This window comes from Streptomyces chartreusis (assembly GCF_008704715.1).
Lineage (GTDB): Bacteria > Actinomycetota > Actinomycetes > Streptomycetales > Streptomycetaceae > Streptomyces > Streptomyces chartreusis.
On sequence record NZ_CP023689.1, the window covers coordinates 9693674 to 9707290 of the forward strand.

A 13617-nucleotide genomic window follows, 5' to 3' on the forward strand; every position below is an offset into this window, starting at 1 on the left:
TGATGGCGCACTGCGGCGGAAGCCCGGTGGGCGCCGTGGAGCTACTGGTGAGGGCGATAGCCGCGGCACCGTCGGCCCCGGAACCCTATGCGGCCCTCGCCGAGTTGCGGCAGGACCAGGGCCCGGAACTGAAGCGGGACCTCGAAACCGAAGGTTCCTTGAGCGCTGTGCTCGCGCAGGCCTACTTCATGTTCCTCGAAGGGGACATGGACAACGCGGCGATGACCCTCGGCTCCGTCACGGGTGTGCGGCCCGACGTGGCCTGGGGCGCCGCGCCCTGGTTCGGTCATGCGCGCTTTCTCGACGAGGTGAGCGCCGAGGCGCTGGCCGAGGCGTGCCTGCGGACGTTGGACTACGGCCACGACCTGGACACCGACGAGATGCGGGACCGGTTCGCGCCCTGGTTCCATGCCCTCGACGTGGTGTCCGAACGCAGTCCCGTACCCGAGTCGCTGGCTGCCATGGCCCGGCTGCCCCGGGCCTGCGGCCGCTACGAACTGTCCTTCGCCCTGTGCGACCGCGCCGACGGCGTCGAGCGGGGCATGTGGACCGCGGTCGCACGGGCGGCCACCTGGCGCGTGATGGGCGACCTGGATCAGGCTGCCGAGGCCTACGAACGCGCCTTGCTCCTGGACCCCGCCAACTGGTCCCTCTACCTGGACCTGGCGGACGTACGCGCGGAGCAGGGCGACTTCGCCGCAGCTGCGAGCCTCGTCGAACAGGGCCTGGAACACGAACCCGACGAAGTCTCCCTGCGCGCGGCGAGCGCCGCCTACCGCACCCGCCTCTCCGGCTCGTCCGACGACCTGAGGGCCCTGATCACCCTGGCGCCACAACTCGCGAACAACACCTACCGGAACCTCCTGATCGACTACGCGTGTGCGGGGCCGAAACTGCCTCGGAAACTCGTCGCCGAAGCCCTTGCCATCCGTAATTACTGAAGGTGCTCCGCAGCCGTCAATGCCTCCAACGCACTGGCCTGAGTGCGCCAGTCGGACGGGTTGGGAGTGGTGCCGGACCAGCGCTGGCCGAGGCGGTTCAGGGAGTCACGGTTCTTGGTCCAGATCGAATCGGCCTGCCTCTCGGTGTACGTCCGGTAGGAGGCGGATCCGGTGGCGTCCGCCAGGTCCGCCAGGTGACGCATGAAGATGCCCTTGAACTGCTTCTGGTTGTCGTCACAGGAGTTCGCCGCGAGGTCGCAGGACTCGGTCAGGATGCCGTCGCGGGTGAGTACCGGCGACGAGATCGCGGCGTCGGCCAGGCGCGTGGCCGTGTCCCGGTAGCGGCCGTTCCCGGTGGATCGCCACAGTTGGGTGAAGGCGCCGATGGCCAGACCCTGGTTGTAACTCCACACCGTCTGGCCGTTGTTGGCGCAGCCCCTGGTCAGGCCGTCATTGACCAATCCCGCCGAGTTGATCATGCCGCTGGCGAGGTACCAGTCCGCCGCCGTGGCCGCCCGGCCGCCCCATACTGTGTCCCCGGCCAGGCGCTGGTGCAGCGAGGTGGTGAGCCACAGGTACAGCCCGTTGGTCACGGCGTTCTTGTACGTGCGCTCCCGGTCCCAATAGACACCGCCACCGCACGTGCCCGGATCCCAGAACTGGTGGACGTAGTCGGTGATGGTGACCGCCTCGTCCAGATACCGGCGCTCGCCGGTGTAGTCGTACGCCGCGATCCAGGCCACCGCCCACCAGGCCGCGTCATCGATGGCGCGGCTGATGAAGTGGCCCTCGATGGCGTCCGAACTGCGCACGCCCGCGGGGAAGACGCCACGGTTCTGCTCGAAGGTGCGAGCGATCACCCAGTCGTAGTCATGGCGCCCGCTCCGCTCGGCGAAATCGATGACCGACGTGAGCGCGACCGCCGAGTTCCACCAACTGCTGCGCCACCAGCCCTCGTTGGTCTGGTACGACGCCAGCAGCGCGTCCGCCGCCGCGCGGGCCCGGGTCGGCGCGGGCCTCACCCAGGCCGTACAGCTGCCCTCCTGATGGGAGGCCTCACGGCCGCAGGCGCGGACCGCCCCGCCGTACAGCAGGCCACGCGGGTCGCGGGTGGCGAACATCGTGGTCCGGGTCGAGGACGCCCCGGACGCCACACTCCTGCGGCCGAGGGAGGAGCCCTCGGGCCGGCTCGCGCCGGCGTCCCAGGAACGGTCGAGCCAGATCTCGTCGCCCGCGCCGCCGCCCTCGATCACGCCCCAGGCCATGCCGTTGCGCTGGTCGACGTGCAGGCTGACGGCGCGGCCGAAGATGGTGGTCGAGGGGACCGGGGTGTCGTCGCCGGACGCGGTGGCGGGGTCGGCGCCGTCACAGGACGTTCCGTCGCAGACTCGCGGGTACACCCAGTCGGTGCAGTTGACCGCGCCGGCGTCGCCGCAGGCCCGGATCCAGCCGCGCCGGTGACCGACCGGGTCGGAGATGTTGTACATGAGCGTCCGCGTGCCGGTCCATGTGTCGGGGATGCTGGCCCTGCCCAGCAGCGGCTCCCAGGTGGCACCGCGGTCCCAGGACCGGTCGAGCCAGACCGAGTCACCCCGCACACCCTTGTCGATGCCGGCCCACGCCATGTTGTCGGGGTCGGAGACGTGCAGTCGGAGGACGCGACCGTTGATGTTCCGGTCCGGAACGGGGAACGTCTCCTGACGCGCCTTCGAGGGGTCCAGCGTGTCGCAGGCCAGCGCGCAGACCGCCGGCGCCGCGTGGGCCGGCGTGGGCAGTGCGACCAGTCCGGCGACAGCGAGCGCCAGGACCAGGATGCCGATCCAAGCGCGATGTCTCAGTACTGACATGACGACGTACCCGCCCTTCCTCCGCCACTCGGTGTGGTGTTGCGAACTCTCCTGTCACGGCGCCGCGTTGAGCAGGTCGACGGCGCTGTGCTGCCGTGCCGCGTCCACCTTGTCGAGCGGGCCCGACCAGCGCAGTCCGTACTGATCGAGGGCGTTGCGGTCGCTCGAATGGGCACGGCTCGCCTGGCGCTGCAGGTAGGCCGTGTAGGGACGGTCCGGCAGTGCGGCGTTGAGCTTCCCCAGACCGCGCACGTGCGCGCCCTTGAAGGACGGCCCGTCGGCGCCGCAGTCGCCGCCCTCGCACGGGTCGCGCAGGATGCCCTCGGCGGTGTGCAGCGAGGAAGCCGTGGTCGCGGCATCGGCGATCTGCCGTGCCCGGTCGAGCAGCGCGCCGTCACCCGTGGCCCGGTGCAGCTCGGTGAGGGCGCCGAGCAGGACACCTTGGTTGTACGACCAGACCGGCTGGCCGTTGTTGCGGCAAGTGCCCAGGTCGATACCGTCGTTGACCAGATTCGAGCCGTTGATCATTCCGGTGCCCTGGAACCAGGACCAGCCGGCCCGGGCCCGCTCCCGATACGTGGTGTCGCCCGGGATCCGGTTGTGCAGGGCCGCGTTGAGTTGGATGTAGAGGGAGTTGGCGATGGCGTTCTTGTAGGTTCTCGCCGTGCTCCACCACACTCCGCCGCCGCAGGTGCCGTCCCAGTACGCCGCCATGTGGTCGGCGTCGGTGCGGGCGGTGTCGAGGTAGCGCCGGTCGCCGGTCAGGTCGTAGGCGGCGACCCAGGCGAGCCCCCACCATCCGGTGTCGTCGATGTAGTCGTTGCGGAACTGCCCGTCCTGCGCGTTCAGGTTCAGGTCGTAGGTGCGGGAGATCGTGTACGAGTAACTCCCCATCCCCGACACACGGATGTTGTCGATGACCGAGGTCAGGGAATTGGCGGAGTTCCACCAGCCGGTGGTGTCGAACAGGCCGGTCGAGTAGTTGTAGAAGGTCATCAGCCCGGTGGCCGCCGCGGTGCGTCGGTCGCCCGAGTTCCAGGTGGTACGGGCCCACGACGTACAGGCGATCTCGACACGATCGCCGGCTTTGCCGCAGGCGCGCAGTGCGCCGACGCCGTGGTTGTTCCAGTCGTCCACGTTGTACATCAGCGTGCGCCGGCCTCGCTGGCCCACAGGAACGGTGGTGCTGCCGAGCTTGCTGCCGGAGCTCCAGGTGCGGCCGCCGTCGAAGGAGCGGTCGAGCCACACCTCGTCGCCGGGGCTGCCGTTGGCGATGGACGCCCAGCCCATCGCGTCGGCGTCGTCGAAGTACAGCACGATCGACCGACCGTGAAGGGTGGTCGTCACCGGGCTGCGATCGCCGGGGGACAGGGCGGGGTCGCGGGTGTCGCAGTACTTGTTGCAGATGGTCGCCGCGGCCGTGGCAGTGCCGGCGGCGGACGCGGGCGGCGAGGCGATGCCCGCGACCAGCGCGAGGGCGATCGCCGCTGCCGACCGTCCGATGGTGGGGGGAATTGGTCTGCGGAGTCTTCGTACGGGAGTCATGGGGCCTCCCCGTCAGGGCGCCGCCCCCTTGCTTCGCCGACTGCGGCCTGAAGACGCCGGTGAAGGCGACAGCCCGGGGACGTGCTGTGAGTGAAAGAGAGCGCTCTCGGAAGGTAATGACGGGACGACGGCTCGTCAATGGTGCGGAGGAGAACGGCCGTTGAGGGTTTACAGTCCCATTCCATCGATGTAAAAGAGAGTGTCCACGGAAGGGCATCCAGCCGGACCGTACGTCTGCGAGTCGCTTGACAACGTTATCGCCCGAGTGTCGGTTCTCGATCTCCGACGGAGGTCCCATGCCTGTCAGATCGACCGGTTTCGTCGCCAAGTGCTGGGCCGCGCTACTCTCCGGCGGCCTGTTGGCGATGCTCTCGCCCTCCACCGCCGTGGCCCTGCCCGAGTACTCGACCGCCGAGGCGGGGAACCCCTTCGTCGACGGCTGGTACGCGGACCCCGACATCGCGATCTACGACGGCAAGTACTGGGTCTTCCCCACGGCTTCGAAGCCCTACGCCGAGCAGACCCACCTCGACGCGTTCTCCTCGACCGACCTCATCAACTGGACCAAGCACAGCAACGTCCTGACGACGGCGGAGGTCACCTGGGCGAAGTACGCGGTGTGGGCGCCGGCGCCGGTCGAACGCGACGGCAAGTACTACCTGTACTTCGCCGCGAACGACATCCAGAACAACTCCCAGCTCGGCGGCATCGGCGTGGCCGTGGCCGACCGCCCCGAGGGCCCCTACAAGGACGCCCTCGGCAAGCCGCTGATCTCGCAGTTCCACAACGGGGCCCAGCCCATCGACCAGGACGTGTTCATCGACGACGACGGCCAGGCGTACATGTACTACGGCGGCTGGCACCACAACAACGTCGTCAAGCTCAACCCGGACATGACCAGCCTGGGCACCTTCGACGACGGCTCGACCTACAAGGAGATCACCCCCGAGAACTACGTCGAGGGTTCCTACATGTTCAAGCGGAACGGCAAGTACTACCTGATGTGGTCGGAGGGCGGCTGGACCGGCCCCGACTACTCGGTGTCGTACGCCATGTCGGACTCGCCGACCGGGCCCTTCCAGAAGATCGACAAGGTGCTCGCCCAGGACCCGGCGGTCGCCAAGGGCTCGGGCCACAACTCCGTCGTCAACGTGCCGGGCACCGACACCTGGTACATCTTCTACCACCGCCGTCCGCTCAGCGAGAGCGACGGCAACCACCGTCAACTGGCCTACGACCGCATGTACTTCAACCCGGACGGCACGATCCGGCGCATCGCGATGCAGGTGAAGGACAACTTCGCCGACGGCAACGCCCTGGGCTGGAAGACGTACGGCGGGACGTGGTCGGTCGGCGGCGGGCGGTACAGGGCGGGACGCGACGTGGGAGCCAAGTCGCTCCTCGACACCAATTTCGCGGACTTCACGTACGACGCCGACGTCACGGTGAACTCGGGCGGCGGGGACGCCGGGCTGATGTTCCGGGTGGCCAAGCCGTCGGTCGGCCCGGACAGTTACTCGGGCTACTACGCGGGTATCAGCCCGAGCGGCAAGGTGGTCCTCGGCCGGGCGAACGGCTCCTGGACCGAGCTGGGCACCGCCCGGACATCCGTCGCGCCCGGCTCGACACACCGAATACGTGTCACCGCCGTCGGCTCGTCGATCAAGGTGTTCGTCGACGACATGAAGACGCCGAAGATCTCGGTCAGCGACGGCACTTACACGAGCGGCGCGAACGGCGTCCGAGTCTTCAACGCCGCCGCGTCCTTCGACAACGTGGCCGTCGGAGCCGCCCGGTGACGTGAGGGATGCCCCAGGCCGGGAGCATGCACGGACCCTCGACTGTCAGTGGGGCGTGGCACGATCACGGGCATGACGGCGATCGACGCGCAGCTCATCCACGAGACGGCTGCGAAGCATGGCGTTCCGGGCTCTGTCGCGGAGGAGCTGCTGGTCCGTAGCCGGCCCTGCGTCTACCTCGTGCAGTACGAGGAAGTGCCGGCATCCCTGCGGGAGCAGGCCCGGCCTGCCGCACGGACCGGCGGGCTTCCCGCGTTGCCGGAGGGAGCGGAGTGGCCCGACGGGAGAGAGCCGTTGATACTCAGCGTCGACTGCGCGGCCCTGCCCCGTGATGCCCTGGACATCGAACTCCCCGCCGACGGGCACCTGTTGTTCTTCAGCGACATCGAATACCCGCCGGACTCCTCCGCGGTGCTCCATGTCCCTGCCGGAACTCCTACGACAGAGCACCCCGGGACGTATGACTTCGACGGCGAGTCCATGCAGGTCAGGGTCTATGAGTCCCACACTCTGTATCCCCTGGTCGGACTGACCCTCGACGAAGACTGGCGAGATGCCCCAGCAGCTGAAGCATTCGCGAAGGGGCACGACGACGTACTGGACCGGTTCGAGGAAGACTTCCTGGAAGCAGCAGCCGGCGGAACCCGCCCCGGCGTCTGCGTGCAGATCGGCGGCTTCTCCAACTCATGGGACATGGCCCCGGACACGGACGGCCTGGTGCTCCTCGCACAGCTGGCGGGGCAGGCGATCGACTACGAGGTGTTCACCCTGAACCTCATCGTGGGCACCCGCGAGGACATCGCCGCGCGACGGTACGACCGACTCCAGTACGAGCAGCAGTGCTGAGCCACGCCCCATTGCGGAGCGGGGGAGAGCGACATGGCGGACGCGCTCAGCTCGCCGACTTCGACGGTCCGGCCTGCGCGGCAAGCACTCGCTGCCGGGCCTGCTCGACAGCCTGCGTCAGGGCTGCGATGTCGTAGGCACCCTGGTGGCGGCGTCCGTTGATGAAGAACGTGGGTGTACCCGACACCCCGCTCAGGTCCGCGGAATCGATGTCCTCCGCGACACGCCGCGCGCCCCGTCGCTGCTCCAGGTCGTCCCGGAACCGCGCCATGTCGAGACCGAGTTCCTGCGCATACCGCAGCAGGTCCTCGATGCCGAGGGCGTCCTGCCGCTCGAGCAGCAGATCGTGCATCTCCCAGAACTTCCCCTGGCGTGCGGCGGCTTCCGACGCCTCGGCCGCCAGCTCCGCGTCGGGGTGCACATCCGACAGCGGCAGGTGCCGCCACACATAGCGGACGTCGTGCTCGTGACCCAGTAGTTCCCGCACGACCGGTTCGGCCTGCCCGCAGTACGGGCACTCGAAGTCGCCGTACTCCACCACCGTGACCGCTGCCTTCTCGGGCCCGCGGATCCGGTCGTGGCGGACGTCGACGGCGACCGCCAGATCTGTCAGCGTCTCGGTCGTGCCGAGCAGGGCCCGTGCTCTGCGGGCCTCCGGCAGCAGTCCGATGACGCCCGAGACCGCCCAGCTGAGGACGAAGGCAGCGACCAGGGTGGTGAGGACACCGATGCGCGCCTGGTCCAGTTCCTCGCCCTCGAAGGCGTGGGAGGCGATCAACAAGGACACGGTGAAGGCCGCCCCGGCGACGGCACCGCCCGCGGTGACCGAACCCCAGCCCACGTTGGGACGCAGGCGACCGCCCGTCAGCACCTGTGCACCCGCCATCGAGCCCACGACCCCGATCACTTTGCCGGCCGCGCAGCCGCAAACAATGCCCAGCGTGATGGGGGAGGTGAACGCTTCTTCCAGCTTGGCGCCGCTCAGCTCGATGCCGGCGTTGGCCAGCGCGAACAGGGGCACGATGCCGTAGCTCACCCAGGGCAGGAACTTCTGCTCCAGCCGCTCATTGGGGGAGATCGCCGCGGCGAGGCCCTGTACCGCGGAGCGCTGCAACTCCGGGGTGGGCTGCTCGCGGAAGAGACGGAACAGCTGGCTCGCCCGTTCGAGGTCACCCCGTGGCGCCGGGTAGGCGACGACCAGGGCGCCTACGGCCAGACCCGTCACGACTGGGTCGATCCCGGCCTCGTACAGCGCGACCCACACCACCACGGACAGGACGGCGCAGGGTGCGCTCTTGCGGATGCCCACCAACCGCAGGACGGCGATGATCAGCAGCACGCCCAGCGCCACCAGCAGTGCCGGCAGATGGATGCCCTCGCTGTAGAAGACGGCGATCACCAGCAGCGCGAGCAGATCGTCGACCACGGAGATCGACAGCATGAAAGCGCGCAGGGATGCCGGCAGCCGTGAGCCGAGTACGGCCAGGATGCCCAGGGCGAAGGCGGTGTCGGTCGACATCGCCGTACCCCAGCCGTGCACCGAATCATGACCGGCGTTGATCGCGATGTAGATCGCCGCGGGTACGACCATGCTTCCTAGGCCGGCCGCGGCGCTGAGCAGCACCCAGCGGCGGTCCCGCAGTTCCCCCATGTCGAACTCGCGCCGCGCCTCCAGGCCGACCACGAAGAAGAACAGACTCATCAGCCCGGCATTGATCCACTCGTGCAGGTCGAGTGAGAGATGGTGGGTGTCGAAGCCGATGGTGAAGTGCGCTCCCCACACCTCTTCGTAGGAGTGCGCATCGACGTTGGCCCACACCAGGGCCGCGGCCACGGCTGCCAGCAACAGAGCGGCGCTGCCCGTCTCGGTCTGCACGAACGTCCGCCAACGCGCCCTGGTCTGGTTGGACAGGGTCTCACTCGCCTCGCTGGGGTCTTGGCCGCTCACCCGGCCAATTATCGCCACCGGCGCTGGCGCGGCCCGCAGACAGCTTGCCGCCACCGCTGTTTACCCCTGAAGGCCCACCCGGACGGCAGATGACGACGCGGCGCCGAGCAAGCCATGGGCCGGTCCCGGGGGCGATGGAAACGCCCCCGGGGCCTCCCGCCGATGCGGGATCAGACATGGATCAGGGGAACTGCGTGACCTTGGACGGAACGGTGTCCGTCCCCGACGTCGGCGCTCCCGTGTCATTGATGACGTGGCGGTACTGACCCTTGCCGCCGAGGGAGATCACCATCAGGTGGCGCATCTTGATGCCGGGCTTGACCGGCACCTGGAAGCCGTGGTGCTGGACGATGGTGTCGTCCGAGGTGTAGTTGCAGTAGCTTCCCAGCGCCCACGCCTCGTGCTCGTTCACCGTGTCGGCGACCTTGTAGGCCGCGTATCCGACGATGCCGTCATGGGTGATGGCGGCCTCGTTCGGGGCGTCGTAGGCCTTCTCGTTCTGGAAGAAGATCGTGCGGCCGCGCTCGCCGCTCCAGAACACGTCGTACTTGTTGAAGTGCTCCACGAACAGTCCGGTGGTCAGGACGTCGTCGCCGTTGACGCGAAGCCCGTAGTCGGCCCGGTTGGTGTCCCAGCCGACTCCCTCACCGTGGTCGGCACGCCAGATCCAGGTGTGGTCGATGAGCACGTCGTCGCTGTTGACGACGACCGAGTTCGTGGCGAGCCCCGGACCCGCGCCGCCGATGCGGACGAACACGTCTTGCATGGTGGTGGGGTTGGCGGAGTGGTCGGCCGACGCGCCGGGCTCGCCGATCCGCAGCAACGTGTCCGAGTTGGACGGTCCGGCGTCGATCAGGAAACCGGCGAGCCGCACGCCGTCGACGTCCGCCACGTGCATGGCGTCGACGCCCCCGTCGGGGATGATCGTGGCCAGGCCCAGCCCGAGGACGACGGTGTTGGCCCGGTCCACCTCGATGGTCTGGTCGATGTGGTACACGCCGGGCGTGAACAGCAGGTTGAGGCCCTGGTCCAGCGCCGCGTTGATGGTGGCGGCCGTCGCACCGGGCTTGACCACGTAGAACTGGTCCAGCGGCAGGGACGACCCGCCGGCGTTCGCCGGCCAGGACACACCGCGCGAGTTGGTGCGCTTGGCGGGCACGAAGACCTTGTAGGTGTTGCCGTCCAGGTAGAGGAACGGCTTCTCCCGGGAGATCGGGGTGGTGTCGAACGTGGTGTACGGCCCGGTGGCGAAGTTGGTCGCGGGCGCGCCCTCGACACCGGTGAACGTCATGTTCCACACGCCGTTGGTCCAGCCGCCGACGGAGCTGTCGCGGGTGTACCACTGCTGCTGGCTGTACGGACCGACGGTGCCGTCGATCTTCGAATCGGCGATGTATCCGCCGGAGGCCCAGCCGTAGCCGTTGGGGGCGAGGTTGAGGCCGCCCTTGACGTGGATCCGCCTGAACGGCGCGGCCTGGGCGACCGCCCATCGGTCGGTGCCGTTGGACGGAGTGACGGCCAGGTTCTCCGCCGAACGCCAGAAGTTCTGGGTGGCGTTCCCGTTGAACCAGCCCGCGTCGACGGTGATGTCACCGTTGATCTGGACGTCGTCGGGGTTGAGGCCGAGGCCCGACACGGAGGTGTAGAAGCCCAGTTGGGCGTTGATGTCGTTGTAGGTGCCCGGCTTCATCAGGAACTGGTAGCGACCGCTGCCGAACTGGCTTGCCTCCTGCTGCGCGAAGACCTGGTCGAACCTCTGCTGCAGGTTCGGCGTGGAGGGGTCCACGACGATGACGTTCGGGCCCAGGTCACCGCCGCCCTCGATGGGACCGCTGCCACCGGACTCGGTGTGCACGGAGACCTCCCAGAGGGAGTAGCCGTAGCCGGTCCCGCGGGCCGTGCCCAGGATGCGTACGTAGCGGCCCGAGCCGTCGACCTCGTAGGAGGCCTGGCCGCCGGTCGCCCCGGTCACCTCCTTGACGGTGCTCCAGTCCTGTCCGTTGCCGGAGGTCTGGATCCGGAAGTCCTTGGCGTACGCGGCCTCCCAGTTCAGGTCGACCTTGCACACGTCGCGCGCCGATCCCAGGTCGACCTGGACCCACTGCGGGTCGGAGGCCTGGCTCGACCAGCGGGTGCCGGTGTCACCGTCGAACGCGGCCGAGGCGGGTGTACCGGCGTTCTCGACCGAGGAGGCGGAAGAGGCCTTGCCGCGGGCGGCGTTGGCCGTGTCGCAGGACGCAGGCTGGGTGCCGCCGGTGGTGCCGAAGACCTGGAACTCCCACAGGGAGTAGCCCCATGGCGTGGCCCGGCTGAGCCCTTGCATCCGTACGTAGCGGGCCTGCCCCGACACATCCACGGTGTCGACGCCGCCGTCGCTGCCCGTCACGGTCTTGGCGTCGCTCCAGCCGGCGCCGTCCTGCGAGAACTGGATCTTGTAGTCCTTGCCGTATGCGGCTTCCCAGTCGAGTACGACCCGGGTGACGGAGGCCGTGGCGCCCAGGTCCACCTGTAGCCACTGGTTGTCGCTCGCGGCCGAGGACCACCTGGTGCCCCGGTCACCGTCCACCGCGCCGGCGGCGGGCGTCGCGGCGTTCTCGTTCGAGGAGGACATGACGCTCTTGCCCTGGGACAGTGGCGTTTCGGCTGCCGCGGCGGGCAGTTGGGCGGGGAGGGTGATCAGCGCCGCGGTGGCGATCAGCGAGACACCCAGCGCTCTGCGTCTGAGGCGTCCGGCGACATTCATGAGTCTCATGCATCAGCTTTCTGCGGGAGCGGTGCGGGATTCGGACGAGCCTGCTTCCTGCAGCGCGAGCGGACCGCCGCGATGGTGCCGCGACGATCCGCATCGCTTGTGTGCCAAGGCATGCCGGAGGGCAACACAGCAGTACAGCAACTTAGTTCACGCTTTGATTTAAGTGGCGCGGCAATCTGTGGGCAACCCCTTGGACATGGTTTTGTCGCGGGGCGCGCAATTCGGGAGCGGGGCGGGGGGTAGGCCGAGCTTCGGCGTGGGGGAGCGGGGGAGGGGGCCGGGCTGTGGCGCAGCACGTTGGTGCCGCTAGTCCTCGAGGAGGGCCGCTTCCTCATCGGTGAGCCGGTCGAAGCAGGCGTCCTCGGTGACCGTGGCGCTGGACTGGCTCCAGGTCGACAGGGTGTTGTGTCGCGCGTAGAGGGTCCAGCCCTGCTTCTTGTAGGTGGCCATGAAGTAAGTGCCGCGATCCCTGACCGGCACTTCCTTGGCGGCCCCGGACTTCTTCCAGCCGCGCGCGGCCAGGTTCGAGAGGACGAGTTCGAGCTGCTTTCGCGACGGGTCGGGCTTGGACGCCGATGAGGCGGAGTCCGCTCTGTCATGCGTCCAGGAGACCGTGCAAGGGGACAGACGTGCGATGAGTGCGGCCAGCTTCCGCTTCTTCTCTGTTTCTCCCGGTCCGGGTGAGGGGTCTGGGCCCAGCTCCGTCAGCCCCTCGGGCGCGCCGGCGGCCGCTGCGGCCGCTTCCAGGTCTGCCTGTACGTCCCGCTGGCCGAACGGTGCGGGCGAGGCGGTGGCCGAGGAGGCCGCCGTAGGGGTGGAGGACACGGTGCCGCCGCAGCCGGCGCTGAGGGCCGCTCCCGCGACGGCGGTCACGAGCCAACTGGCCTTGGTCCGGGTGGTACGCATGCGGTGTTCCCTCGGTGCGTGGTCACCGCGGGCGGCTGGGCCGGTGCCGGGGTGGATTCTCGATGTTGCGAACCCGGATCTTCGCACGGGGTGCCTCTGACCTGCGCAGGGAGGGCTCGGCTTGTTCGGGTGTGGTCGGCTGAGCCGACGCGGGTGCGGCCCGGGGCCGGGTGGCGGCGTCGGCGGTGAGGGGGTGGGACTCCCTGTTTCCGGGGTCTCTGAACTGTGGCCGCTGTCGCAGTGTCACAAGCGTGTTCGGAAACGGCTCCTGCTCGATGTGATCAGGCGGAAGCATCGCCGTCATGCGGCATGATCACCGGAACATTCCGACTCTCGGGGGATTTCTCATGGCTTATACAGCTCGTCCACGCCGTACCACCATGGTCCTGGCCACTCTCTCGCTCGGTGTCATGGCACTGACGGCATGCAACGGTGACGGGGAGAAGGACTCGGCCGCTCCGAGTGCGTCATCGAGCCCGTCCGGTGCGGGTGCCGGCAAGGGATCCGCCGCGCCCTCGACGTCCGCCCCGAGCGATGGCGGCAAGGCCGACGGCGACTCCGCCGGCAGCGGTGGCAGCACCCCGCAGGCGTCGGCGCCCGCGGCCGACGACGGCCAGGACGGGGGCGTGGGCATGTGCGAGACGACCGACCTGAGCTACAACGTCACTGTCGCCTCCAAGCCCGTCAACCATGCCTTGCTGAAGGCGACGAACAAGAGCAGTGACTCCTGTCTGCTGCCGGCCAACGAGTTGGTGATCACGATTCCGGGGCTCGACGGAGCCGCCGAGCACGCGGGCCCCGAGGGCAAGGACTGGATCCTGAAGTCCGGCGAGTCCGCCTACGCCGGGATCTTGTTCGCGCGCGCCGACACCGAGGGCGGCAAGACCGCGGACAAGGTGGAGATCGCGCTGACGCCCGCCGAGAGCCCTGCGACGGTTCCGATCAACGATGGCCCCGTCACGGTCAATGACGGCCAGGTCACCAGCTTCTTCGGCACCGCCGAGGACGCACTCACTTACTGATCACGTCGCCG

General features: G+C 68.6%; 9 protein-coding genes. 4 read left to right on the forward strand and 5 right to left on the reverse strand.

All coding sequences use genetic code 11. The features are described 5' to 3' along the window. Nucleotides 1-2: 2 nt before the first annotated feature. The gene (locus CP983_RS42760; RefSeq protein ID WP_373309854.1) at nucleotides 3-941 is read left to right on the forward strand and encodes a tetratricopeptide repeat protein; all 939 of its coding nucleotides are present in this window, start codon (nucleotides 3-5) and stop codon (nucleotides 939-941) included. Here CP983_RS42760 and CP983_RS42765 read toward each other — a convergent pair. Both CP983_RS42765 and CP983_RS42770 read right to left on the reverse strand, forming a co-directional pair. Beyond that, nucleotides 935-2788: a glycoside hydrolase family 76 protein gene (locus CP983_RS42765; protein WP_150505964.1), complete on the reverse strand. Its 1854-nt coding sequence runs from the start codon at nucleotides 2786-2788 to the stop codon at nucleotides 935-937. The genes CP983_RS42760 and CP983_RS42765 overlap by 7 nt on opposite strands. 54 nt (nucleotides 2789-2842) lie before the next feature. Continuing rightward, complete coding sequence (locus tag CP983_RS42770) at nucleotides 2843-4333, reverse strand: glycoside hydrolase family 76 protein (protein ID WP_150505966.1); 1491 nt, start codon at nucleotides 4331-4333, stop codon at nucleotides 2843-2845. A gap of 296 nt (nucleotides 4334-4629) precedes the next feature. Here CP983_RS42770 and CP983_RS42775 point away from each other — a divergent pair, with 296 nt between their 5' ends. Both CP983_RS42775 and CP983_RS42780 read left to right on the forward strand, forming a co-directional pair. After that, nucleotides 4630-6132: a family 43 glycosylhydrolase gene (locus tag CP983_RS42775; protein ID WP_150505967.1), complete on the forward strand. Its 1503-nt coding sequence runs from the start codon at nucleotides 4630-4632 to the stop codon at nucleotides 6130-6132. A 72-nt stretch (nucleotides 6133-6204) separates the two neighbouring features. Next, nucleotides 6205-6978, forward strand: a complete 774-nt coding sequence (locus CP983_RS42780) for a DUF1963 domain-containing protein (protein ID WP_150505969.1) — start codon at nucleotides 6205-6207, stop codon at nucleotides 6976-6978. Between the two features lie 46 nt (nucleotides 6979-7024). Here the strand turns inward: CP983_RS42780 and CP983_RS42785 are convergent, their stop codons facing one another. The 3 genes from CP983_RS42785 to CP983_RS42795 form a co-directional block, all read right to left on the reverse strand. Further along, nucleotides 7025-8926, reverse strand: a complete 1902-nt coding sequence (locus CP983_RS42785) for a Na+/H+ antiporter NhaA (RefSeq protein ID WP_167537845.1) — start codon at nucleotides 8924-8926, stop codon at nucleotides 7025-7027. Nucleotides 8927-9107: 181 nt separating this feature from the next. Then, entirely contained in the window at nucleotides 9108-11678 is a 2571-nt protein-coding gene (locus CP983_RS42790) for a discoidin domain-containing protein (protein WP_373309849.1), read from the reverse strand. Nucleotides 11679-11984: 306 nt separating this feature from the next. After that, nucleotides 11985-12584: a hypothetical protein gene (locus tag CP983_RS42795; RefSeq protein WP_150505971.1), complete on the reverse strand. Its 600-nt coding sequence runs from the start codon at nucleotides 12582-12584 to the stop codon at nucleotides 11985-11987. Nucleotides 12585-12994: 410 nt separating this feature from the next. On the opposite strand from CP983_RS42795, the gene CP983_RS42800 reads away from it, so the two are divergent. Beyond that, entirely contained in the window at nucleotides 12995-13606 is a 612-nt protein-coding gene (locus CP983_RS42800; RefSeq protein WP_150505973.1) for a DUF4232 domain-containing protein, read from the forward strand. The last annotated feature ends 11 nt before the right edge of the window (nucleotides 13607-13617 follow it).